Source organism: Arenibacter nanhaiticus, from assembly GCF_900141935.1.
In the GTDB taxonomy this organism is placed as follows: domain Bacteria; phylum Bacteroidota; class Bacteroidia; order Flavobacteriales; family Flavobacteriaceae; genus Arenibacter; species Arenibacter nanhaiticus.
In genome coordinates, this window is sequence record NZ_FQYX01000003.1 from 93193 (window position 1) to 117931 (window position 24739).

19 protein-coding genes and 2 pseudogenes are annotated in these 24739 nt (G+C 37.9%); 10 read left to right on the forward strand and 11 right to left on the reverse strand.

The window, feature by feature from the left end; all coding sequences use genetic code 11:
* Positions 1–22: 22 nt before the first annotated feature.
* The 6 genes from BUA16_RS02880 (at position 23) to BUA16_RS02905 (ending at position 8619) form a co-directional block, all read left to right on the forward strand.
* Entirely contained in the window at positions 23–3208 is a 3186-nt protein-coding gene (locus BUA16_RS02880; protein WP_084668409.1) for a DUF7133 domain-containing protein, read from the forward strand.
* A gap of 12 nt (positions 3209–3220) precedes the next feature.
* Positions 3221–4477, forward strand: a complete 1257-nt coding sequence (locus tag BUA16_RS02885) for an FG-GAP repeat domain-containing protein (RefSeq protein WP_072763138.1) — start codon at positions 3221–3223, stop codon at positions 4475–4477.
* Positions 4478–4522: 45 nt separating this feature from the next.
* Entirely contained in the window at positions 4523–4819 is a 297-nt protein-coding gene (locus BUA16_RS02890; RefSeq protein ID WP_072763139.1) for a Dabb family protein, read from the forward strand.
* A gap of 20 nt (positions 4820–4839) precedes the next feature.
* The gene (locus BUA16_RS02895; RefSeq protein WP_218616750.1) at positions 4840–6054 is read left to right on the forward strand and encodes a Tm-1-like ATP-binding domain-containing protein; all 1215 of its coding nucleotides are present in this window, start codon (positions 4840–4842) and stop codon (positions 6052–6054) included.
* Positions 6055–6082: 28 nt separating this feature from the next.
* Positions 6083–6940 (forward strand): phosphoenolpyruvate hydrolase family protein, encoded by an 858-nt coding sequence (locus BUA16_RS02900; protein WP_072763141.1) that lies wholly within the window; start codon positions 6083–6085, stop codon positions 6938–6940.
* Positions 6941–7002: 62 nt separating this feature from the next.
* Positions 7003–8619 (forward strand): MFS transporter, encoded by a 1617-nt coding sequence (locus tag BUA16_RS02905; protein ID WP_072763142.1) that lies wholly within the window; start codon positions 7003–7005, stop codon positions 8617–8619.
* 27 nt (positions 8620–8646) lie between these two features.
* Here BUA16_RS02905 and BUA16_RS02910 read toward each other — a convergent pair.
* Positions 8647–8802, reverse strand: a pseudogene (locus BUA16_RS02910) (IS4 family transposase); the annotation flags it as partial.
* Between the two features lie 91 nt (positions 8803–8893).
* Here BUA16_RS02910 and BUA16_RS02915 point away from each other — a divergent pair.
* From BUA16_RS02915 to BUA16_RS02925, 3 genes and pseudogenes are all read left to right on the forward strand, one after another.
* Positions 8894–9013, forward strand: a pseudogene (locus BUA16_RS02915) (aminotransferase class III-fold pyridoxal phosphate-dependent enzyme); the annotation flags it as partial.
* 709 nt (positions 9014–9722) lie between these two features.
* Positions 9723–10424, forward strand: coding sequence for a DUF2490 domain-containing protein (locus BUA16_RS02920; RefSeq protein ID WP_072763144.1), 702 nt, complete (start codon positions 9723–9725; stop codon positions 10422–10424).
* 37 nt (positions 10425–10461) lie between these two features.
* Complete coding sequence (locus BUA16_RS02925) at positions 10462–10719, forward strand: glycerophosphodiester phosphodiesterase family protein (protein WP_072763145.1); 258 nt, start codon at positions 10462–10464, stop codon at positions 10717–10719.
* A gap of 839 nt (positions 10720–11558) precedes the next feature.
* On the opposite strand, the gene BUA16_RS02930 is transcribed toward BUA16_RS02925, so the two are convergent.
* From BUA16_RS02930 to BUA16_RS02955, 6 genes are all read right to left on the reverse strand, one after another.
* Positions 11559–11921 carry a hypothetical protein gene (locus BUA16_RS02930; RefSeq protein ID WP_072763146.1) on the reverse strand — a complete coding sequence of 121 codons (363 nt, stop codon included), beginning with the start codon at positions 11919–11921 and terminating at the stop codon, positions 11559–11561.
* A gap of 11 nt (positions 11922–11932) precedes the next feature.
* Entirely contained in the window at positions 11933–12622 is a 690-nt protein-coding gene (locus tag BUA16_RS02935; protein WP_072763147.1) for a carbonic anhydrase family protein, read from the reverse strand.
* Between the two features lie 4 nt (positions 12623–12626).
* A complete protein-coding gene (locus tag BUA16_RS02940; protein ID WP_072763148.1) occupies positions 12627–14303 on the reverse strand; it encodes a SulP family inorganic anion transporter in 1677 nt (558 codons plus the stop codon).
* A gap of 41 nt (positions 14304–14344) precedes the next feature.
* The gene (locus BUA16_RS02945; protein ID WP_072763149.1) at positions 14345–14827 is read right to left on the reverse strand and encodes a hypothetical protein; all 483 of its coding nucleotides are present in this window, start codon (positions 14825–14827) and stop codon (positions 14345–14347) included.
* Between the two features lie 86 nt (positions 14828–14913).
* Positions 14914–16296 (reverse strand): HAMP domain-containing sensor histidine kinase, encoded by a 1383-nt coding sequence (locus tag BUA16_RS02950; RefSeq protein ID WP_084668410.1) that lies wholly within the window; start codon positions 16294–16296, stop codon positions 14914–14916.
* 7 nt (positions 16297–16303) lie between these two features.
* Entirely contained in the window at positions 16304–17014 is a 711-nt protein-coding gene (locus BUA16_RS02955; protein ID WP_245795508.1) for a response regulator transcription factor, read from the reverse strand.
* Positions 17015–17378: 364 nt separating this feature from the next.
* On the opposite strand from BUA16_RS02955, the gene BUA16_RS19185 reads away from it, so the two are divergent.
* Positions 17379–17597 (forward strand): ATP-binding protein, encoded by a 219-nt coding sequence (locus BUA16_RS19185; protein ID WP_084668411.1) that lies wholly within the window; start codon positions 17379–17381, stop codon positions 17595–17597.
* 238 nt (positions 17598–17835) lie between these two features.
* On the opposite strand, the gene BUA16_RS02965 is transcribed toward BUA16_RS19185, so the two are convergent.
* The 4 genes from BUA16_RS02965 to BUA16_RS02985 form a co-directional block, all read right to left on the reverse strand.
* Complete coding sequence (locus BUA16_RS02965) at positions 17836–19713, reverse strand: sulfatase family protein (protein ID WP_084668412.1); 1878 nt, start codon at positions 19711–19713, stop codon at positions 17836–17838.
* Between the two features lie 413 nt (positions 19714–20126).
* Entirely contained in the window at positions 20127–22727 is a 2601-nt protein-coding gene (locus tag BUA16_RS02975) for an alkaline phosphatase D family protein (RefSeq protein WP_072763153.1), read from the reverse strand.
* On the reverse strand, positions 22724–23053 hold the full coding sequence (locus BUA16_RS18580; RefSeq protein WP_178338838.1) for a hypothetical protein: 330 nt from the start codon (positions 23051–23053) through the stop codon (positions 22724–22726). Before BUA16_RS18580 ends, BUA16_RS02975 begins: the two co-directional genes overlap by 4 nt.
* An 83-nt stretch (positions 23054–23136) precedes the next feature.
* Positions 23137–24717, reverse strand: coding sequence for an arylsulfatase (locus BUA16_RS02985; RefSeq protein ID WP_084668414.1), 1581 nt, complete (start codon positions 24715–24717; stop codon positions 23137–23139).
* Positions 24718–24739 lie beyond the last annotated feature (22 nt).

Sequence of the window (24739 nt, forward strand, 5' to 3'; positions counted from 1 at the left end):
TAATAATATTTAAGCAACATAAATGAAAATCAATAGATTATCCCTTCTATACTGCTTGATCATGGTCTTGGCTTTTCAAGGATGTAAAGAAAAGTCATCAATGTCCGGATCCGGGGATGTTACAGGAAACGAAAAAATCGATTATAACCGAAAGACACAGTCCTCAAGGACAGAAATATATTCTCCAGAAATGGAATTGGCCGGGTTTCAAGTCCCTGAGGGTTTCGTAGTGGAATTGGTGGCTAGTGAAAGAGATGGTGTGGTGAACCCTATCCATTTAGCTTTTGACGATGCTGGTAGGTTGTGGACGCAGACGGCCGAAATGTATCCTTTAGATCCGGTTTCTGATATAGCATGGCAAGACCTATTAAAGCTTATGGATAACCCAGAGGCACAAGAAAAAGATCCCAAATTTAAAAGGATTTTGGACTTGTACCGAGGCAAGACCCAAGGAAAGGATAAAATACTAGTGCTTTCTGGTCTTTATGGCAAAGAAAAGGTAACTGCCAATATATGGGCAGATGGACTTGCTATACCCCAGAGTATATTGCCCTATAAAAATGGAAGTTATGTAGCTCAAGGTTCCGAACTTTTTTTCCTGGAGGATACAAATAATGATGGAAAGGCAGACAAACGTACACCTTTGTTCACCGGATTTGGAATTACCGATACTCATACCATGGCCCATGTATTGGTTCGCGGTCCTGGGGATTGGATCCATTTTAGCCAAGGTGCTTTGAACAAGGGAGAGGTGAGTTCCCTGATAAGTGATGCCAAAATTCGCTTGGATTATAGTAAAATAGCAAGATTCTCCTTGGATTCGAAAAAGATAGAATTGGTCAGCTCGGGTTTAAACAATATTTGGGGCTTTAAGCTTAGAGGAAATGGACAGTGGTATGGCATGGAGGCCAATGATCTTGGTTATTCCGTGGTCCCCATGGAAATTGGAACAGGTTTTCCCGGTATAGGAAGCGAACGCCTACGTCCTTACCAACCGTGGATGCCGGAATTGCATAGTTTTCGCGTAGGGGGAACTGGGATTTCAGGAGTTGCTTTTTCGGACGATCTGGAAGGGAGCTTCCCAGAAGAATGGAAGGATGTGGCCTTTATAGCAAACCCTATTACCAGTGCTATAAACGCAGTTAAGATTGCACGCAACAAGGATGGCACCGTTTCGGCAGAACATCTGCCAGATTTTTTAACTTCAAAAGATGATTGGTTTAGGCCTGTCAACATGGAGTTTGGCCCGGATGGATGCTTATATATTGCTGATTGGTACAATAAAATAGTATCCCATAATGAAGTAGCAACCACACATCCTGATCGTGACAAATCACACGGACGTATTTGGAGGATTCGTCATAAATCGCAAAAACCACGGGATATTCCTGATTTTAATGAGCTAAGGACAGATGAACTAGTTCAATATCTTAAATCTCCATCAATTTGGGCGAAACGTGCCGCTTGGCATCAGATAAGTGACCGACCTATTGTAGAAACTCGGGAACTAGCCACAGATCTATTACTTTTAGTTTCTGATATTCAACAAAATGAAATTACACGTATAATGGCGCTTTGGTCCCTTGAAGGAATAAAGCATTACGATGAAAAGGTTATGATATCCCTTTTGGATACCGAATCCGATAACCTAAGAAGGGAGGTTGTCCGTTCCCTTCAATCCTTTTCCTTAAGTGCCGATAACTTGGCCCATTTATTGAAAATTCCCTCCAAGGATGAAAATCCTATGGTTAGGTCTCAGGTCTTAAGAACCTTGGATGCGGTGGGAACCGCAAATATGGAAACCATAGCTCTATTAGTTGGGGCCTGTAACCCACCACTTGATGGGAATGCTATGGGAGGGGCGTACGAACGTAATTTTGAAAGATATCTTGCCCGAAAGGCCCTAGAGAATTATCCGAACGAACTGTTAGACTTTGTAAAATCATCAAAAGCATCCCAATATGCTACTTCGAATTTAATCTGGGCAAGTCAGGCACTACCAAAAGCGGAACGGGAAGCAGTCTTTGTGGATTTATGGAAGCAAAGTGATGATAAGAACCTAGATGAGGCCACATTTATAGTTGTGGCGGGAATGTTGGAGAATAGGGATGTATTAAATGTTGTCCTGCCAGTTTTGGAAAACATTGATAAAGCGGAAAAACATGTTACGCTCACTTTGAAAAACTTAGCTAAGGTACAATCCAACGAACTGACAAATGCACTAATAAAGCCTATTAGGTTTTTGTTAAAAAGCCGAGAAATATCCCATCAACATCTAGGATTGGAGGCTATTGGAAAATTAAATGTCAGTTCACTAAGAAACATGGTTATCCCTTTTGTAGATAAAACTTCTTCTTCCGAAACTATAAAACTGGCGATGCTAGCACTAATTAACCAACCCGAAGAAAATAAAGCGGTGTTTGAACGGATAGCAAAAATGGAATTTTTAGAATTGGATTTGAGGGCTACAGCAATCCAGGCACTTGCCAAGACGAATATATCAACTGCCAATAAAACCTTAAGTGAATTAATACCAAAAATGGGGCAATCTCAAAAACAATCCGTAACCGGAATATTATCCAATTCCGAAGAAGGAGGTACACTTTTGAAACAGCTTTTCGATACAGGAATTTTGACTTCTCAAGAATTTGGCTTGTCTAGTGCGGAAAAGATATTTCAGTCCAATAAAGAAGATACAAGGGGAATAGAACTTTTCGCGCAGGTGAAGAACAGGATCCAGAATGAGAAGAAAGCCTTTGAATCCAAATTGCATCGATTTATGGTCATAGCAGAGAAGAAAGGCGGTAACCCAGAAAACGGTGAAAAACTCTTCCAGACTTGCTTTATGTGTCATAGAGTGGGAGATAAGGGATTTGATTTTGCTCCGGCCTTGGATGGCTCTGCTTTGCGGGAAAATGAGGCGTTGTTGACTGCGATATTAGACCCTGATGCCGCTTTAGAAAGTAGTTATGCAATTTACCGGGTTACTAAAAAAGATGGTAGCACCTTGGAGGGATATCTTGTAAAAAAGGATGAAAGGGGCACTACCATAGGATTTATGGGAGGGAGTAGCAGGTTTATTCAAGCTTCGGAAATAAGTTTTGAAGGTTTTTTAGGAGGTCGTTCATTTATGCCAAAGGGCCTAATAGACAATTACTCGGACGAACAGGTGTCAGATCTACTGGCATTCATCAAGACATTAAAGTAGTTTAGAAACTAAATGGTACTCTTAAAAAACACCTTATCAATTTTGCCATATTTATTGATGTTTCTGCTGTCTACTCTATGGGGCCAGGCACAAAAAATACCATCTACTTCGGTGTTTTTTGAGAAAACACAATTGTTAGACAAGTATGTTTCCGAAGGGGCCTCGATCGCAGATGTGAATTCTGATGGCATTTTGGATATTATTTCAGGTTCTATATGGTGGAAAGGCCCTGGTTTTGAACAAGTCTACGTCTATGCGCCAGTAGAATATTTTCCGATTACCGGTCCGGGGCTAGAGGGGTATTCCACTAATTTTTTTACGTTCCCTTCCCATATAGATGGGAACCGTTGGATAGATATCCTTCAAGTAGGGGTTCCAGGTTCGGATAGTAAATGGATCAAAGATCCTGCAATAATATCGCTACCTCTTACTGCCGATATGGTAGTGGAGCCAACTTATTTAAACGCCCTGAGGAATGTTTGCCATGAATCTCCTGTCTTAATGGATATAATTGGAGATACGAAGAAAGAACTATTGGCTTTCAGCCAAGGAAGATTAGTCTTAGGTATGTCTCCTAAAAATAACGGGGAAGATTGGCAAGCCCTACCTATTTCCGTCAAGGATCCTACACGTTTTCCTGTGTATTCCCACGGATTGGGGGCGGGAGATATCAATGGGGACGGACTAGTCGATATTATTGAGAAAAGTGGATGGTGGCAGCAACCTGATTTTTGGAATCTCAGCGATACTTGGGTCTATCATGCATATCCATTTTCCCCTGGGACAGGTGGGGCCCAAATGTACGCCTTCGATATTGATGGCGATGGGGATAATGACGTGATTACGTCCATGGACGGACATGGCTATGGACTTTCCTGGTATGAACAAATAGGAAGTAAAGAGAATATCAATTTTAAAGAACATATTGTTATGACCGATAGGCCAGAAGATAATACTTATGGGGTGTCCTTTAGTCAGTTGCATGCAATGGAAGTGGCAGATATTGATAATGACGGGATATTGGATATTATAACCGGTAAATGCTATTATGCCCATAATGGGCGTGATCCAGGTGCCGAAGATCCAGCGGTTCTGTATTGGTTTAAAACCTTAAGACATAGAAATGGTTTGGTAGAATTTGTTCCTTATCTGATCGATAACGATTCTGGGGTGGGGAGACAGTTTTCAACGGGAGATCTTAATGGGGACGGTAAAATCGATATTGTGACCGCAAACAAAAAAGGGGTCTTTGTCTTTATGCAGAAATAGTTAAAAAAAGAACAGCAATCAATTAAATAACTAATAAAAAGAATTATGACTAGACACTTTGGAATGTTTCAGTTTAAGGAAGGAGTGAGCAACGAAGAAATTGAAAATTGTTTTGAAACAATGAAAGCCATGGTAGGGAAAATACCGGGGTTGTTAGACATGGAATATGGCCCTTATGATAGTACGGAAGGATTTAATGATGGCTTTACCCATGGTTTTATCATGACCTTCGATAGTCCAGAATCTAGGGAAGAATATCTGCCCCATCCCATTCACGAAAAGGTGAAAGACATAGTAATTCCACAATTGGAGCGGGTAGTGGTTTTTGACTTTAATGTATAACCTAAAAAAAGGTTATGAGCATGAAGGATAAAAGCATAGTAATGCTTGGTTGTTTTGATACTAAGGGAGAGGATTTTACCTACCTCTATCAATGTTTAGATATTCAGAATCAGCCTTTAATTACTATAAACACTGGGGTTATGGATACTTCCGTTAAGTTTCCCATTGATGTGGATAACGAATCTGTGGCGGCTGCTTCTGGTACAAGCTTAAAGAACATTAGAAAATCTGGTGATCGAGGAAAGGCGGTAGAGCTTATGGGAATGGGCGCCTCGGAGATCCTTTCGGACCTTGTTTCCAAAGACCTGATCAAGGGTGTTATTGGAATGGGGGGAGGTGGCGGCACCTATATCATATTGGAAGCCATGCAGGCAGTACCCTTGGGCATACCCAAGCTATGTCTTTCTACGGTAGTAGCCAAAGACCTTTCTAGACAGATCGGGGTGAAGGATATCACAATGATGTCTTCTGTGGTAGATGTTGCCGGCATCAATAAGATCAGTCGGTTGTTGATACAGCAGGCATCAGCAGCCATAACTGCAATGGCACTCGTGAAAGTGGATACTTCGGTGACAGTTAAAAAAAATATAGCAATTAGTATGTTCGGGAATACTACCAAATGTGTGGACAAATGTACCGAACTATTAAAAGACCGGGGGTATGAGGTCATGGCCTTCCATGCCACTGGTGTTGGTGGGGCTACTATGGAATCGCTTATACGTGAAGGTGTTTTTGATGCCGTATTGGACGTTACCACCACTGAATTGGCTGATGAACTTTGTGGAGGTATTTTAAGTGCCGGCCCAGACAGGTTGACAGCGGCTTCGGAAATGGGGATTCCCCAAATAGTGGTGCCTGGCTGTTTGGATATGGTGAATTTTGCCCAATTGGATACTATACCCCAGAAATATAAATCAAGAGAGCTTTATAGTTGGGCACCTGATGTAACTCTAATGCGTACCGATAATATTGAAAACAAGATCCTGGGCAAACAGCTTGTCAATAAATTAAAGAAGGCCAAAGCTCCTGTGGAAATCTTGATTCCCTTGAAAGGAATTTCCCAAATTGACAGTGAAGGAGATATTTTTTATAACCCAGAAGCGAATAATGCACTTTTTGAATCCATAAAGGAAAATGCGAAGGGCCATATTGAAGTAGTCCAAATGAACGCTCATATCAATGATGAAGTCTTTGCTAAGATGTTAGTGGAGCACTTGTTGAAAATGATGAAATAAAGAAATATAAACATAAAATTAAAACAATATGCCAAATAAATGGACAGGAAAGGGTAACCCTTATACCCGTGAAGAAGTTAGACAACGATTACAAAAAACCTTGGATCAGAAAAAAGCAATCATAGGTGCAGGAGCAGGTACGGGAATAAGTGCCAAATTCATAGAAAAGGGTGGGGCCGATTTTTTAATAATATATAACTCTGGACGCTTTAGGATGTCTGGTCACGGATCAACGGCCGGATTAATGGCTTATGGCGATGCCAATGCCGTAGCCATGGAAATAGGGGAGTTTGAAGTACTGCCGGTAGTAGAGGAAATTCCAGTATTCTGCGGCGTTCACGGATCGGACCCCCGAAGGAGGATGTGGCATTTTTTACAACAGGTAAAGGCCATGGGGTTCTCTGGGGTTAACAACTTTCCAACTCATTCCATTGTAGATGGTAGCTTTCGGGATATCCTAGAGGAGACCGGGATGGGCTTTTCCAAAGAAGTTGAAATGGTACGTTTGGCTTCGGAAATGGATTTATACTCTTGTGTGTACGTAGCCACTCCTGAAGAGGCTATTCAAATGGCAGAAGTAGGGGCAGATGCAATTATAGCTCATGTAGGAACAACGGTAGGAGGATCTGTAGGTGTAGTGGGGGCAACTGTGGATATGGACTTTGCTATTAAAAGAACCCAAGAGATCATAGAAGCGGGGCGGAAGATCAATAAGGATATAATTTTTTTAGCACATGGAGGCCCCATTAATACACCAGATGACGTTAAAGTTATTTTAGAAAATACGGATGCCCATGGATTTGTTGGGGCTTCTTCATTGGAGCGAATGGCGGTAGAAGCCTCACTGACTGCTTTGACACAGAAATTTAAATCATTGGAACTTTAAACACAGGTTCTGATATAAAACATTAGTTCCCATTACTTGATAACTATTATTCAAAACTTATTATGGAAAGATTTCCACTAGAAGATACTTCTAAGAAAAGAGCCCTTTTTATAGGTTGTTTTATAGCATTATTGACCACTGCCTTCGGTTTTATCACTAGAGTGTTTCTAGTTGATACTTGGAGCGTGGCTTTCGATCTAAATCCTGCACAGGCGGGGAGGCTTATGGGAATCGGTATCTGGCCTTTTTTTGTTGCCATCATATTCTTTAGCCTGTTCATTGATAAGATTGGCTATAAAATGGCAATGATCTTTGCTTTTATAGGTCATATGACCTGGGGGGTAATGGGCTATTTTGCTTATCATTTTTTACAGTCTGGAGATATTGATACGGCCTACAGCCTTTTGTATTGGGGAAGTTTGGTATTTGCTTTAGGTAATGGTACAGTAGAAGCCTTTATAAATCCGGTTGTAGCCACTATGTTCAATAAGGACAAGACCAAATGGTTGAATATATTGCATGCCGCCTGGCCAGGTGGATTGGTACTTGCCGGAATTATTGTGATAGGTATGGGCAATGTGGAATGGTGGATCAAGATCGTTATCACCGTAGTTCCGGCCACAATGTATTTTTTAATATTATTGAGACAGGATTTCCCTGCTAATGAACGCGTTGCGGCGGGGGTAAGTTATAGGGAGATGCTACAGGAATTTGGTATTGGCGGGGCTTCCTTGGTTGCTTTTCTAGTGGTATTACAATTGAATGATTTTTTTATGCCGGGCCCTGAAGATTATTTGATGCGATATGGGTTTATTGCTATTGGTGTGTTTATGGTGATTGCTTTTGGTTGGTATGTCCGGACTTTGGGTCGTCCCATATTATTGTTCCTATGTTTTATTATAATGCCACTGGCCACTACCGAGCTGGGTACGGATTCCTGGATACAATCTATAATGCACGGAATTGCCAGTAGCAAGGGCTTTGATGCGGGATGGGTATTGATTTACACATCATTAATCATGCTGGTGCTCCGGCTTTTCGCTGGCCCAATATTACATAAAGTATCCCCATTGGCCCTATTGGTCATTAGTTGTGTGCTCGCCATATTTGGATTATATTTCCTTTCCTTCACCACTGGGTGGTTCATTTTTGCAGCTGCAACACTCTACGGTCTTGGCAAGACATTTTTCTGGCCCACTACTATAGGTATTGTGGCCGAGCAGACTCCTAAGGGAGGAGCGCTAACTCTGAACGCAGTTAGCGGAATTGGAATGCTTACCGTAGGAATGTTGGGAGCGCCCATTATTGGAGCTTTCCAATCCAATTCACAGATCGAACAATTGCAGTCCTCCCATGAACTGACACAGCTTGCTCCCTCAAAGTTGGTAAAGGACGGGAAAGTAAAACTCCCTTTACAGGATGAGACCATTTATTCCATAATCGATTATCAGACAGTGGACATGGAAGAGTTCAATGGAGATTTGGCTAGTATGGAAAATCCTCATGAGGTAAATGCGCTGATCTCAGACCTTAAAACTAAGGGAACTCAATTGGCCTTGGCTAAGGTGATCATTTTTCCCATTATTATGCTCGTGTGTTACATAATCTTAATTTTTTATTTCAGAACTAAAGGAGGATACAAGCCAATAATTTTAAAAGCTTCTAGAGTGGATTTATAGAATTTATTTAAATAGCATAAATATATTGCTAGTACCTGCCTGTTTGCACCAACTGAACTGCCCTTTTATTTTATTAAAGCCTAAAACATTTAGATGTACCTGTAAATATTCTGAAATGATCCAAACCTTATCAAACTTTGCTTTCAATTCTTGGACTTTAGCAATATCTTCGTACTGTAGCATGTTTAGTACTTTGTGTGTAGTAACTTAAAGATACAGTAAAACCGAAGGATTTTCTTGGTTTTTTTGCTATTTATTAGCGTTTTAGAACCAGCAAGTAATGACTGGCTTTGAAAAAACCGGAAAGCATTTTGCCTCTGATTATTTAGAAGTAAAACCCGATATTATCTGTATGTCCAAAGCACTAACGGCCGGTTTGGTCCCTATGAGACTTCGGAAAGAATACCTTTTTTGTCAAATACAAAGAGCTTTTGGCTAAAATGATGTCGGAATGGTATATGGAGAGCTCATGTATTTTTTTAACAGAAAAAACAAGGCGCTATTATTATACTTTTGAAGGCTTTGGTAGCGTGCTCCCTCACCAGAATTTGACTTAAAGGGAGGGGGCGCTTTTCAATTAGGTTTTTGTTACACAGTTCTTTCCGACCTGGAATCAGACCGTCTTAATAATATTACTACAGGTTAATCCAGCAGCTTAATCCAATAATGAGGATCATGGCTACCTAGGTTTTTCCTTGGCTTCTATAGAACCAAATAAGGTTAAATATCAGGAACTTAAAGGATAGCAGTTATGGGTTCAACTAGAATTTTAACGCATTTAGAGTGAAGAGATGGGATAATTTGGAAGGAAGCATGATTGGATCGAGAATGGGTGAATCTAATGGTTTGGCCAGAATTAAAGGGGTGAAAAAGTTTAATAGAATAAAGTGTTGATAATTAATGTAAAGTAGGTGAATTGGAGAGAAAGGTAAATATTGTGTAATATACATTTTAGGTTTATTATCCAATGACCATGAAAATCAAAAATAAAATTCCGAAACAAGACCAAATCTTGATTGTGAGTTGTCATGGGGGCTAGGTCAATTGTGAAGCAGGAATTATCGATGAAAATTCAATAGTAATTTTTAAAGAATTCGAAATTAATGTTCAAAATAATAGAAAAATTACATTTTAAATTAATTTGGGCCCTGAAAAAGACTAGATTGGATTGGTTTGCTATTTTGGTGATGTTTACTCTTAAAGCTGGAAAAATATATGCACAGAATAGTGAGTCTGGGATTGCTGAGCTTTGGCAAGAGTTATATGTATATAAGGATTTTAATCAAAAGTGGAGAGGTGAAATTCTTTTTAATAACTTATATAGTTCACAATTTGGAAATTACGACTGGTTTTTAGAGGGGAAAACTGCTTTTAAAATTAATGAAATTCTGGGTGTTGAAGCAATTTATCGCCAAGAATATTATGATTTAAATGGCTCCAAAGGTGTAGAATATAGACCAATGATAAGGTTTTCTGGAAAATTTAAAATTCGAGATTGGAGCATTCGAAATCGGCATCGCATTGAATTAAGGATGTTTGAAATTGGAGAAACAAGGCTACGATATAGGACAGACTTCAAGATTAAACCAAACTTCAACTGGACTAATCTAAACCTTAACCCTTACGTGTTGGAGGAGATTTTTATTAACCAAAACGGTTTTTCAAGAAATAGGGTTTATGTGGGTATTGAAGGTAAAAAATGGCGATTTGAACCTGCAATTTATATGCTATTACAATCGAATATTATATCTGATAATTGGGACAACCAGCCAATAGTTGGAATTATGATGGGATTTGAGTTGTAACAACTAATTTTAAAAATTACAAAAGAAAAATAGTTAGATGAGCTTGCCTATCTCAATGGGGATAAAAACACCCGAGGAGGTAAAGAATGATGGTTATACGGGATTAGATTATAATGTTTATAAGAAGAATCCAACATGGATAAAGGAAGCCCAGGACCTTGGGTTGACAGTGAATGCATGGACAGTTGATAAGGAGGAAGATATGAAGGACCTTTTGGCGCAAAAGGTAGATTACATTTTTACAATGAACCAGAATTACTGTATAAGATTTTGGAGGGAAAATAAGTTTTTATAAAGCCGCTCTAACTATATAAAAAGAATAGGTTGTTTATTAAGCGACTTTTTCTCAATAATTAAAAAGGATGTTTTTTTATATATTGTGATTTTATTTGTATCGTTATGATATTAAAAGGATTTAAAATATAACTTTTTTAAGTTACTTTTTTGCAACAATGTCCCTTATGGGATTTGATGGGTTTTAAAACGATATAATTAACTGGTAATCAGTGGTTTGTGATATTTGGTCGGATGCTGTCATCCCGACTAATCAGAAAAGTGATTTGCATTTGCAAATCACTTTTTTTGTTTTCAAGCACGTCTACATAAAAATTTAGTGAACGATAGTTTTTACCTTTCTTTTTGCTGCAAAGGGTATATTAGAAATCTGTAAATCCTGAGTTTGGTTTGAACTTCTAGTGTAGTTATTTATAATATAACCTATATTTTCTTGGGCGATCGGACCAAGCAGGCAATAGCTTTTCGTACAAGTGTAGTTGTTTCTATCCATTACAATCAGGCAGCAAGAAAGGAAATCCATGGTGTAAAACGCTGTATAAAGCACCCTCTTAAATATATGGATACTATTATAAAGGTATAGGACATACCCTTAACAAATAAATGGTTCAAACGCATCTTCACACTTTGTTCATGGCACACTGACCAGGGCTGTTTTCCTTAGTATATCAACTTGTGATTAGGGAGACCTCCAAAGGTAATGATACTTTCTTTCACTTAATCCCTGCCTTATTTACATTGATAGATGAACTTATGTTGTTAATATATTTCTGTAGATCGCCAATTGTTAGCTCCTAATTAATTTTACAGACCACCAGCGGTGTTTTTTCTATCCATATACTATGGCCAAATTAATTCTTTGGAAGCAATTGCACTTTCTAAATTTGCTTTTATCACTGGGAAGCTATTGAAAAATTTTCTTGAATCGGCACGCTTAAGGATAACTTCTGTATTACTGTTAGACCTTATTCGGATATCGGTCACAATTACCTTAATCTGGTCAACACTATCCCAGTTTGGCAGTCCGCCTCTTTTTATGATTATATTTTTTTTAGGAAATTGTATATGTTTGTAGTCATTCGCTGAGGGGTTGCCAATTACCAAAATTGTTCCCTCCTTAATTTCGTGTTTCTGAGGCTCATTCTGATGTTCACCACCCACAAGAAAGGCAAAAAGGCTTATTATTATACTTAATGAATTCATTTTGTTTATTTTTAAGATATACTAGAACTTAGTTCTGGTACCGTTGCCTGGCTGGAACCAAACCGCAAAGTTTCTGGGTAAAAATGTACCTTCCCGGTTTCTAGTTCGTACATGGCTCCTATTATTCCTATTTCTCCTCTTTCAATCATTTGTAGTAGAACCGAGCTTCTTTCAATAATAGAATTTACTGAACGCCTAACATTGATAATGGATACCTTTTCTACATAAGTTTTGTTTGAAGAGTTTCTTATACTCGGATCCATAGTAGACTTTTCTTCATATATAGCAGGTTGTATTTTCGCTAATAAACCGGTTAAATTCCCTAATTCCACATGATCACATGCCCCTTTAACAGCGCCGCAATTGGTATGGCCCATTACTACTATCAATTTAGATCCGGCTATATTACATGCAAACTCCATACTACCTATAACATCGGAGTTAACTACATTGCCGGCCATCCGAATCGAAAAGATATCTCCGATTCCCTGATCAAAAATTAATTCTATTGGCACCCTGCTATCTATACAACTAAGAATGGTAGTTAATGGCCATTGGCCCGTTACCGTCTCGTTCACTTGTTGTAGTAAATTCCTAGGAGCGCTAATGTTTTTTATGAACCTCTTATTTCCTTGCTTTAAAACTTCCAATGCCTCTAATGGCGTGGTGCGTTCTTGTATTTCTTTCGTGATTGTTTTCATGATGTTATATATTGCTTAATTCACTTATTTTTATATGGCTAGATGGTATTTTAACGCCGGTTTTTATGTTGTTTAGACCTATGTTTTGTTTGATTTCAGGTGAAGTAGAAACAACATGTGTTTGGGAGTTTTCCATCTTGTACTGTTTTCTAAAACCTACCAATTCTACGTCAATGGATCTTTCTTTAGAGGAAAAATTCACAAACTCCTTTATCATTTGAAGTACATCATGGTCAATATAAACCGTGTTTGAAGCATCAATTATTATTTTACTTTCTTCGGGTAGGTGTACGAAAGTCTGTTTTATGGCAGCTTTATTTAGGAAAGACACCTCTTGCGCCAATTCAATATTTACGATTTCGCCTTCTTTATGATTATCTCTTTTAAAGAAGTAAGCTAACTTTACATTTCCTCGTAAAATATAATAGATACTTACCGCAAGACCTACTCCTACTCCCATCAATAAATCTGTAAACACAATAGCTACTACAGTTACTACAAAAGGTATAAATTGGAACTTTTTGCTATTTCTCCACATATGAACAAACTTTTCCGGACTTGCCAGTTTATACCCAATTACGAGCAATATGGCCGCAAGGGATGCCAACGGAATTAGATTCAATAAAAATGGAATTGCGAGTACCGCCGTCATTAAAAATACACCGTGTGCTATTGCTGCAATTTTAGTCCTACCGCCAGAATTTATGTTTGCAGAAGTCCTTACGATTACAGAAGTAATAGGAATACCCCCTATCAAACAACTTATCATATTACCAACCCCCTGAGCCTTTAGTTCTCTATTTGTGTTTGTATATCTTTTTAAGGGGTCCAATTTATCAGCAGCTTCAATACATAGCAAAGTTTCGATACTTGCTACGGCCGCAATTGTAATGGCTACCACCCAAATTTCAGCATTTCCAATTTGAGCAAAATCCGGCAGACTAAACTGGTTCCAAAATGCTGTCATGGATTCTGGCACAGGAAGACTAACAAGATGTTCTTGGCCTATTGCCCAAGAAGAACCTGTTGCCTTGAAAACTTCATTTATCCCGATACCTGCCAATACGGCAATCAAAGCTCCGGGAATAGATTTTAACCTTTTTAAAAATGGAACTTTTAAGAAAGCTATTAGAATAGCCAAACAAACAACAACCACAGTAACGGCTCCAGGATGGATGGAATTAATGGTATTTGCGAAAGTTGTGAAAATTTGATGGTCGCCAAGGGCATTTACGTACCAAAAATTGCCTTCGTGCATTTTGTCAAATCCGACAGCGTGAGGTATTTGTGATATAACAATGATTATACCAATAGCGACCAACATTCCTTCTATCACATTAGATGGTAGGTAATTGGAAAGTATCCCTGCCTTTGCAAAACCCAAGATGATTTGGATGATACCCGCTAAAAAACCTGCCAACAAGAATGCTTCAAAAGATCCCAAAGTCGCAATCCCTGCTAAAACAATAGCCGCTAAACCTGCTGCTGGACCAGAAACACTTAATTGTGAATTACTCAGTAAACCGACTACAATTCCAGCGACAACTCCAGAAATAATACCTGAGAATAGAGGCGCGCCACTGGCAAGGGCTATCCCCAAACATAATGGGAGTGCAACTAAAAAAACGACCAGTCCGGCCTTTAAATCCGACTTAAAATATTTTGTTGAAAAATTTTTCATTGTTATTATAAGATTATATAAGTTTAATTTTCTAAGGCTTTCTACAAATTGAAAAGACCTATAAATGAGTGCTTTTTGGGAGGAACTTTATCTTTAAGTTCAAAAGGAACTTCAATGACATTTTTTACGTTCTTTTTGATGAGCTTTGTAGTATCAAACCATTTTCTGCTCGAGCTATGCAAGGAATTGTTTTTAGGGATGATGGCGTCGCTAACTTGACATTGTTTTATGAAGTGCTGAAAGGCGAATGGATTAATACCAGTAAACAATTCAAAATTTATATTTTCAATATCTTCCTTGTGTTGAAGTTCAATAATGCGCTTTGCCTCATTGAATTCTTCGCTAAGCAGATTTTTAATCTGTTTTCCTTCCCTAAAATGGGCAATTTTCCATCGAGTATTTGGAAACTTAAAGCCCCCAACTAAAACAATATCTAACTTTGTGTCTGGAAAGTTTAAAAAAGCATATTCTATAAGTTGTAAGGATTCAACAGTGAAATCTGTCGGAATAACTATTTTTCTCATTCTCTAACTTTAAAACAAACTTAGTTGCCACTTGTTAGAGGGATATAAGAGCTAAATTAAAATGAGATTAGAATTTTAAACACCCCCTAAAGGTTTTGGGTAGTGTTTTTGTTGGGTAGTTTTATTTTTACGAGTGTTCCCTTATCTATTTGGGAAAATACACGTATTTCGCCTGAATGCATTTTAATTATCCGGTATGCAAGCGGAAGACCAAACCCAAAACCTTCTATTCCTCGAACATTAGTAGCTCTAAAAAAGGGATCGTATATATTTTTAAGTTCACTTTCTGGAATTCCGACACCTTTATCTTTAACTGTGAGAAAAATAAAATCGTTATCAGAAAATAACTTGATGGATACTTTTTTATTGTCTGAAAATTTACAAGCATTCTCTATAATGTTTCCGATAGCTACTTTCAATAAGGATTCGCTGCCTAAAAGTGTTATAGCGTCTTCGCTTGTGGGTAACTCTTCAAAATCAAATTCTATTTTATTATTTGGAATAGACGCATCAATAGTTTGCTTAATATCCAAGATTAACTCATCGAGACGTATTGGTTCAATGACGATTCCCTTGGAATCAAAATCTGTTTTTGCAAGTTTTAAAAGTCCGTTTACCAAGTAATCAAGCCGTGATGCCTCAAATTCTATGTTCTTAAGTATAGAACGATATTCTTCTATTCTTCTCTCTTTATTAAGTGCAATCTCTGTTTGGCCTAATATAGCGGTAAGAGGATTTCTAAGTTCGTGAGAGGCGTTATTGATGAAATTACTTTGAAGGTCGAATGAAATCTGTAACCGGTCTAACATATTGTTGAACGTTTTTGCTAGTTTACCAAGTTCGCCCTTACCATATTCTGTTCCTAAACGGAAGGATAAATTTTCCGCACGAATTGAGTTAACTTCATTATTAATCTTGGAAATAGGACTCAAAGCTTGTGTTGCATATATTCTCCCAAGAATAAATATAAAAAGGATACTTATGACGAATGCCACGAGAAGTGTATTTCTTAAATTATCGAGTTTTCCAGAACCATATAGGTCTGTTGCCGAGAGAACAACGATAAAATCACCTTCCTTGTCATAATATAACAAGCCTACATAATAATAATCGTCAATCTTTAATTCTGCATATTCCTCATTAAAAATATTTTCATAAAAACGCGCTGGCAAAGATTTATCAAATTTTCCCAATACAAGTTTTCTTTCAGTATCAACGGGGTATATGAATTCTTTTTCATTTGGCAAGGTCATTAAGTGGCGAATCCTAATGTCATTATAAATATCAATGTTCAATTCATTTGCATCTAAGTAGGCTTGGGCTGCAATGGTAGCTCTTTTACTTAGACGTAGGTAAAATTCACTCTCAGTATCTCCTTTAGAAACAAAATAAATAAGTATAAAAATAACACTCAAGAACAAGCTCATCAGCCCTATGAATATTGAGGATATTTTTGTTCTTAATTTCATAAATAACCTATTCTACTTTTAGTATATAGCCCATTCCGACTACTGTGTGTATGAGTTTGGTGTCAAATTTCTTGTCGATCTTGTTTCTTAAGTAGTTAACATAGACATCTACAACATTAGTTCCCATATTGAAATTTATATCCCAAACATTCTCAAGGATGTCAATACGGCTCAAAACCCTATTCTTGTTTTTTAGCAAGTATTCAAGTAATCTAAATTCGGTTGAAGTCAATTTTATTTCTTTTCCAGCCCTTACTACAATTTTTGCATCCAAATTTAACTCTAAATCTTCTATCGTGAGCATCCGATTACTATTTTCGATGATATCCTTCTTTCGTGTTCGCGCTCGAATTCTTGCTAAAAGCTCTTTAAATTTAAAAGGTTTTATCAAATAATCATCTGCTCCAGAATCCAAACCCTTTACGATATTTTCAGTTGTACCCAATGCTGTTAGCATTATTATTGGCAGACTTTCGTATCCTAATTGTCTTATTCTTCCTGCTACTGCAAGTCCATCTATACCAGGTAATATTATGTCCAGGACCACTAAATCAATTTGTTTCTGTTTTAGCAATTTTAAACCATTTAAACCATCATATGCTACAAAGACCTTATAACCTGATTCTTGAAGTCCTTGGCTTATGAATGCCGCAACATTGGGCTCATCTTCTATGACTAATATTTGCTTTATGATAATATCGTTTTTAAAATTATTCAAAGATATATTTTTGACTCAATTAATTTTTGTAAGAACGTTAGAATTCCATTAGAATTGAAATAAAGCCGAACTAAATTTTACAGAAAAGCCGTGCCCATTTGTCTAAGTATATTTTTGTTGAGAATCAGATGGCTGTTTTTTTAACCATCAAAATGGACTGTAATGCCGCAAATATCCTCTATCACATTCAAAATGTGTAAGCTAGTAGCCACTGATTACCCCCAAAGTTAGCGGATCTACCGATGTAACTTTGTGCTAAATAGGATCCTTATAGAATTTATTTCATATATGATCCATAAAAGAATTCGTTTTATAAATTAAAGACCGGGAATGTGAAGGAGGAATAGAGAACCAAAAAAACTAGATTAGAAAGGCCAGTTTCCCTTCAAAAACGTATTTGAACGAGCTCAATCGGAAGCAATTACCTTCCAACGCTATGGAGAAGCTCCCCTTATTGGAACGTCTGGATTTTATAGATTCCGGGCACAATATTATATTGGCCGTTAACCCCGCCACGGGCAAGACCCATATCGCCGTAGGTCTTGGATTGAAGGTTCGTTTTCCACGGTGTATAAACTGTTAACACAGATAGTGGAGTTACATTTCCAGTGCACCTTAATGGTCATCGAAGGCCGCTTTGAAAAATACGATCTGGTAATCTGAGATGAATTTGGTTATGTTTCCTTCTACATGGAAGGAGCTGAAGGTACATCATCTATCCTCGGGAACCGATAACAGTAGCCTGATCTCGACAAGGACTTACTGAGGGAGACCTTCCTGATCCATTATACAGAGTAAATTATTATACATTGATCAAAACCCTATTTTTTCTTATTGATAAATTTTATTCTTTCATTAACCAAAGAACCTTTTTTAGCCAGCCACTGAGGGTTAAATATTGTACGTGGCAAAACGATATTAAATCCAGATTTAACTGTCTTCAATAGGGCCACGGTATTTAGCATTAGAATGGCCTCGGATTCAGAATTTGCACGTTTTAATAGTTCCAAAATCAGTTCTGAAGAAATAGGTCTATCATTTAACGTCAAAAACTCTATCGCCCTAATTCGTACTAAATTTTCAGGATCGTTTTGTGCCATTTCCTCGGCTTTGGTATAGAAAAAGGATGCTTCATTACCAAAAGTGCTGCAATCGATCAATGCCCAATAGCGTTTCCAAGGGTTTTTAGATTCCAAAGCTAACTTGATATCATCCTTTACTTTTACGAAAGTTTCAAGAGATAAATCGGCAATTTCAATGAGCTTCTCAATATCCTTTTTATTCTCTTGTCCAAATTGCCAGGGATTTTCTAATCCGTTCTCTAGGAAATAAGCCTCTGGATAAAACCCTAGATCGGGCATTTCTTTGACTTTTTGCTGTAATTTAGATCTTAGATCCAGTAATACGGATCTATAAGCGGGATCCTCGGCAAGGTTGTGAACTTCGTTTGGGTCTGTTTTTAAATCGTATAGTGATTCGGGTGAGCGTGGCAGGAAAAATTGTTGTTGAATTTTATTTAATTTATCTGTTTTAAATAACATTTGCCATTCTTGATAAGCAAGCATCCTATATCTATAAAAATTAAAAAGGCCATCAATATTAAATGGTTGATAATTTCGGATATATTTATAATTATCTTGACGAAAAGAACGAACTAAATCATATTTTTCATCAAACCTATCGGCATAGCCAAAGGTTGTAGTTCGTTGTTCTAAATCATTAGTACTTAATGTATTTCCTAAAAAAGGTTTGCCATCCATTTTTTCTGGTACACCAAGGCCGGCAATATTTAGCACTGTAGGGGCCAAATCGATAAACTCAACAAAAGCATCTGATCTACTACCTCTTTCCATAGGAAATATCGCCTTCCATTTTTCCGGTATATAAACCACCATAGGCACTTGAAGTCCACTTTCGTAAACATAACCCTTGCTTCTAGGAAGAACACCTCCATGGTCTGCATAATAAAAAATAATGGTGTTATCCAAAAGGCTATCAACTTCTAGTTCTTTTATAAAAGCTCCAATTTTTTTGTCCACCTTTTTATGAAGATCCCTATAGTAAGCATTGGTAAACCTAAATATTGGTGTGTCTGGGTGATAGGGAAAAAGAGGGATGTTGGTGTTTTGATTATCTAATTTGGATATGTCTATCTCAGAGAAATGTAATTGTCCTTCATGGGTGCCTCCAAAATTTTGGACATGAAAAAAAGGTTGACCTAATTTACGGTTTTTATAGGAAGCATTAACAGATGATTCATCCCATACCACATTTTTTTCTATATAATTGTAATCCTCCTTTGCATTATTGGAGGTGTAATAACCGGCGTCTTTAAGGTACTTGGGAAACATTTCTATTCCATCGGGCATAGACACCTTTTTCATTCCTCGATGGTATTGAGCACCGGTTCTTGGTGCGTAACACCCAGAAATAATGGTACTTCTTGCCACAGAGCAGACAGGTGCGTTTGAAAAGGCATTATTAAATACAATACCATTTTTGGCAAGAGCTTCAATTGCTGGCATTTGAGCTCCACCTTTGACATACAAACTTAAATACGCTTTGGCATTATCCTCGGAAACAAGCCAAACAATATTAGGGCGCTTCGCCGTATTCTGGGCAATACTATTTTCAAATGGAAGGATACAGAATAGAATTATCCAAAAGGATTTACTAATATATTGGAACGTAATAATCATAGGTAGATGTGTATATGTTCTAAATACAGAATATTATTAAAAAACCACATCAGAATACCTAGCTTTTTCCTAAATAGGTTTCACCCTTTTAATTATAATTTTCCTTCAAAAAGCGCGCAAAGCGTCAGGAAGGCATGGATCAGGATCTACATTATTGTTACGACTACCAACTTCTTTTTTTAGGTATGCAATTGTATAACTGAGGTCTCCTAAAGTTCTTAATGCAACTATGCCTCTTGAACCTCTTTGGACTTGTAAAAGTCCAGAATTGTTATTTATGAACTTTAACCCCATTGTTAGATTTAATTTACAAAAAGCTTAGGCTGAACTCAGGTTAATATATAACCATCAAAATCCAATCTGCGATTTTAAAATTATACAAATTGGATTTTGATAGGTTATTTTGGTATCTCCTAAAATTTAAAACTAATAATGCCCTCGGCGGGAACTATATTGTTTATAGTTTTCCAAGTATTGGTATCTGGTTCTCCAACTGTTACAGTATATTTTGTAAACTTTTCAAATACCTTTGGGGTAAAAGTTTTTTTATTTAAGCGCAAGGAGTATACAATTTCATTGGTACCTTCATTGATCACCTTTACAACCGGATTTTCCATACCTTCAATATTCAAGGTAGGCAAATATGCTGCTGCTTCACGACCATAGTTTTGTTCCTGATTGATAACAATTGGCCACCCCTTATACTGCGCCGTATCGCCATCTTGTGGTTTGGCTTGCCTAGGCCAACACTCCATAGTTATAGTTCGTTTGTTTTTATCTAATCTAACAATCCCATATCCTGCGGCCCTATCATACAGCCTAGACGGCTTCATGCCGGTATATAGAGGATTGGATACTGCATGAACCGTCATTTTGTTTCCAAAACCATCCTGGTTCTCTCCTGTATATTTTGGATGTCCTTTTAGACGATTCTTTCCGCCTTCTGAAGGATACCAGCGCCTAGGCCAATGATTGGTAATAGAGGGAACACAAAAGGCAAAACCACTATCGTTCCAACCATCAATACCATATTGAATAGTACTTCCCAAATGTTGGTCTCCTGCCAAATGAAATGCAAACCCTTTCCGTATGGTACTCACGGCTCTGTTTCTTCCAGTTTGTGGCCATCCATTCGAATCTAAATCCGATACTGGACGATCGTCTGCAGGGTATTCGCCTTCTTTCATGATTCTTAAAGTAGGTATAATAGCCCCTGTGAGAGCCTCTTTTGGTAAAGTAGCTACATTGGCAAAAATAGTTTGCGACAATAAGACCTTCATTTGAGATTGAAAACTCCAGTCAGAGGACCATTTGTCCAAAAAAAACAACTGTCTTTCACCTAATAAGGTTGCCCCAGGAACATCACCATTTTTTTTCATGTCGAAATTTTTATTCATCGCCCAACCGTTATTTATTTCTGCTTTTGGCAAAAGAGCCTTAGGAGCCGATTTAAATTTCCGATCTTCTAAAATTGCAAAACTAATTCCACCATAGGCCATATCGGTATAATAAACCCCTATACCTTGTTTTACCGGAGTAGGATCAAAAGGATCGGGTAAATGGCTAGTTTGGGTACGCTCTACCATTCGTACCCATTGGGCTGGCATTTTGTAGCCTCCGGCATCTTGCGCCTTGGCACCTTGGCCATAATCTGGCGGAGTGGGCTTTCCTGATTCACCCCAAATATTCCCGTGGTAAACATCATGGTCATCAGTTATACTTACAGTAGGTCTGTCTTTCATTAATTCCCTATATGCCCAACCGTACATATACCACTTCCGTAAATAATCCAAGGTCGCTTTATCGATTGGAGATCTTTGAATACCAAATCCACCACTTGGTTCATATAGTTGATCACCTGAGAAAAATAACAAATCGGGATTATGGAAGGCTACCTGGTTAAATATATCTGTATTAGGAAAGCCCATATGATCATTACCGGTAAAACCAGCAATGACAATTTCGTCCTTGTTTTTTGGTTCTTTCCGTATCGTTCCTTTCCAATAATATTCTTCCTTTACATTTTCTCCTTTGTCCAATTTATACGCCAATCTGTAAGGGATATCTATGCTCCCTTCCCAGTCTGTAAACTTAAAAGTGGCCGTCCGAGCATCTTTATCTATTGCGGCCTCTTGAATGGTGTTCCATTTCCCTTCTTTTTGTATCTGAAAGCTAACCTTTTCCACTGAGTCGTTAATTGGAGCCATTTGTGCTGTGAGTTTAAGGATTTTCCTGCTCATTGTATACTGTGAAAACATAATAGGCCCAAAAGTATTTTCTGGATACGATTTAACCTTGGTTCCAGAAATCTCCCATTCTTTAAACGCGACGCTTTTTTGATTGCTCTGAGTCCCATTATCTAACGTATAACTACTGACTAAAACTAAATCGCCAATTAATTCTTCTGCTGCAATTCCTTGTTTAGTCAATTGTGTTATAGGATTTTTTGAATTCCCATCTAATAATGAAAGTATTAATAGGGAACCATTAGAGCTCTCGGATACCTCTAGTTGCAAATATGCGCCTTGTTGTATGATTTGTTGGTTTTCTTTGTTTAGACTGTTTTCAGAAATTTCTCCTATAAACAGCTTTCCTTGGGTGGTTACTCCTAAATTAAGTCCTTTCCCAAAAATGGCATTGTCACGATAATCGTTGAACTCTCCTTTTGAACCTATGCTAAACCCGACCCAATTCTTATTATCCTTTCCTTGGTCCGAATTTAATACCCTAAGATGAACTTTCATCTTCAGGTGCCCCTTAATTGCTTCTATTTTTTGGGTTAAAACATGCACATTTCTGTTCGGCTTACTGACATTGCAGACAAGCTCCCCGTTTTCCAAATGCCAATCTTGCATGGGATTGGACCAATATTCTGGACCAATAAATGCTCTGGGCTTTGAAGTGTTAAAATTACTTTTAAAACTTAGATCGCCATTTTCTTTATTGATACAGCCAATTAAACTTAATCCAGCAAAGAAATAGCAGGCTAATAGGGCGTTACTGTATTTATTCATATTTTTAATTTTTTTTCTGATTTTATCTTTAATAAAAAAAACAGGACCAACGGTACGGCCCAGTTCGAGCCTCTTTCTACAAATGCCCATATTGATTCACCTGCTAATGGGCGTACTGCAGCGGTTGAAAAAGCCCAAACAAATGCCCATAAAACAATATATTTATGAGGTTTTAATAGAATAATTAGGGCCACAATAACATCGAGAATTCCGATTAGCACAATTAAGCTTTTAGAAGTTTCTATAGAAAAACCAACCGTCTGCAAATAAATAAGCCAATTGGCATTACCACCTATTGCAAACATACCATGTCCTAAGAAAGTCATGAAAACGGCTATTCGCAATATGAATTCAAGGCTCTTGAAATTTAAAAATGTCGATAGCATTGGTGTTAATTAAAAATTATTAATTATTCTTGTAGCAGTCCGTTTTCTACCATTGGGATCCTGAAAATCTCCACTTCTGCATCTTGATGTTCCCGAGCAAAGATTTCGGCGGCCTTTGCTACAATTTCAGGATAATGGGCAGCTACATTGTTTTCTTCCCTTACATCTTCTTTAAGGTTATATAATTCTAGGGTAGGCACTGCTTTTTTATTTTTTAGATTTCGTCTTAGCACTTTCCAATCTCCCATACGGATAGCAACTTGCCCACCGTATTCTGGATATTCCCAAAATAAAAACTCGTGGTGTTTTTGATTTTCTTCCTTTCCCAAAAGTGTTGGCAAAAAGCTAATTCCATCGGTTCTTTCGGGAGCAGCCTGTCCGGTCAAATCCGCTAAGGTGGCCATAACATCATAATGAGCAGAAATAAGGTCGGTTGTTGTACCGGCCTTTATTTTTCCAGGCCATGAAGCAATCATAGGAATACGGATTCCACCTTCATACAAAAAACCTTTCCCATAGCCATACTCACTTCTAAACGGCTCGGCACTATTGAACCAAGGAGAATCTGTCCCGCCATTAAAGGTAGGACCATTGTCTGATGTAAACATAATCAAGGTATTTTCGTAGATTCCTTCCTTTTTCAATTGTGCTACTAGTTTCCCCACATTCTCGTCTAAATAAGAAACCATAGCTGCATAGGCAGCACGCGGATTTTTATGGGGAAAATAACTTCTCTCTCCCAAATAAGGTTCCTCGTCTCCAAATTTTTCGATGTAATAATCGACCCATCGTTTTGGTGCTTGTAAAGGAGCATGCGGAATTGGATCTGCCCAATACATAAAAAACGGTTTGTTTTTATGGTTATCAACAAATTGAGTTATCTTATCAAACATCAATTCCGAGGCGTAGTCATTAAGCGTGTATTTGTCATAGCTAGCCTCTTGGAAAGGATCGGCTCCCTTATCCAATTTGGTATTAGGAGCAATGGTATCATTATTTAAATACACCCTAGTTTTATTCTCGTACAAGTGTACGGGGTAATAGGTATGGGCTTGACGCTGGCAATTAAATCCAAAGAAATAATCGAAGCCAAAATTCGTTGGTACAGATTCGGTATGCGGTGCACCCAACCCCCATTTTCCAACCATACCAGTGGCATAGCCAGCTTCTTTAAGTTTGTTTGCAATGGTAATGGACGTCATGGGAATAGGGCGTTGCCCTTCTAAAGAAGAGTCCTTGATACCAGCTACGTAATTCCATACTTCACCTCTTTCTCTCCATTCATCGTTACCCCTGACATAGGAATGGCCAGAATGTTTCCCGGTCAGTAAATTATAACGTGCAGGGGCACATACAGGAGCTCCGGTATAATGCTGTGTAAAGAGCATTCCGTTTTTCGCTAATGCATCTATATTTGGAGTTTGTATTTTTTCTTGTCCGTAGGCTCCCAACTCGGCATATCCCAAATCATCGGCCAAAATGTAAATGATATTAGGTTTTTGATTTACGTTGATGACTGCGTTATCTTTTTTCTGCTCTTTACAAGAAGAAAACAGTATGATAAAACACCCTAGTAGATAAAAATTTGATAACAAATGATTCATTCTTATTTAATTTATGATTTCA

Excerpts from the sequence above, each read along its gene's own strand:
- BUA16_RS02935 (WP_072763147.1), bottom strand. The coding sequence starts at position 12,622 with ATGAAAACAATCACGAAAGAAATACAAGAACGCACCACGCCATTAGAG.
- BUA16_RS02945 (WP_072763149.1), bottom strand. The coding sequence starts at position 14,827 with ATGAGAAAAATAGTTATTCCGACAGATTTCACTGTTGAATCCTTACAA.
- BUA16_RS02900 (WP_072763141.1), top strand. The coding sequence starts at position 6,083 with ATGCCAAATAAATGGACAGGAAAGGGTAACCCTTATACCCGTGAAGAA.
- BUA16_RS02895 (WP_218616750.1), top strand. The coding sequence starts at position 4,840 with ATGAAGGATAAAAGCATAGTAATGCTTGGTTGTTTTGATACTAAGGGA.
- BUA16_RS02885 (WP_072763138.1), top strand. The coding sequence starts at position 3,221 with ATGGTACTCTTAAAAAACACCTTATCAATTTTGCCATATTTATTGATG.
- BUA16_RS02920 (WP_072763144.1), top strand. The coding sequence starts at position 9,723 with ATGTTCAAAATAATAGAAAAATTACATTTTAAATTAATTTGGGCCCTG.
- BUA16_RS02985 (WP_084668414.1), bottom strand. The coding sequence starts at position 24,717 with ATGAATCATTTGTTATCAAATTTTTATCTACTAGGGTGTTTTATCATA.
- BUA16_RS02925 (WP_072763145.1), top strand. The coding sequence starts at position 10,462 with ATGAGCTTGCCTATCTCAATGGGGATAAAAACACCCGAGGAGGTAAAG.
- BUA16_RS02965 (WP_084668412.1), bottom strand. The coding sequence starts at position 19,713 with ATGATTATTACGTTCCAATATATTAGTAAATCCTTTTGGATAATTCTA.
- BUA16_RS02930 (WP_072763146.1), bottom strand. The coding sequence starts at position 11,921 with ATGAATTCATTAAGTATAATAATAAGCCTTTTTGCCTTTCTTGTGGGT.
- BUA16_RS02905 (WP_072763142.1), top strand. The coding sequence starts at position 7,003 with ATGGAAAGATTTCCACTAGAAGATACTTCTAAGAAAAGAGCCCTTTTT.
- BUA16_RS18580 (WP_178338838.1), bottom strand. The coding sequence starts at position 23,053 with ATGACTTTCTTAGGACATGGTATGTTTGCAATAGGTGGTAATGCCAAT.
- BUA16_RS02975 (WP_072763153.1), bottom strand. The coding sequence starts at position 22,727 with ATGAATAAATACAGTAACGCCCTATTAGCCTGCTATTTCTTTGCTGGA.
- BUA16_RS02940 (WP_072763148.1), bottom strand. The coding sequence starts at position 14,303 with ATGAAAAATTTTTCAACAAAATATTTTAAGTCGGATTTAAAGGCCGGA.
- BUA16_RS02950 (WP_084668410.1), bottom strand. The coding sequence starts at position 16,296 with ATGAAATTAAGAACAAAAATATCCTCAATATTCATAGGGCTGATGAGC.
- BUA16_RS02880 (WP_084668409.1), top strand. The coding sequence starts at position 23 with ATGAAAATCAATAGATTATCCCTTCTATACTGCTTGATCATGGTCTTG.
- BUA16_RS02890 (WP_072763139.1), top strand. The coding sequence starts at position 4,523 with ATGACTAGACACTTTGGAATGTTTCAGTTTAAGGAAGGAGTGAGCAAC.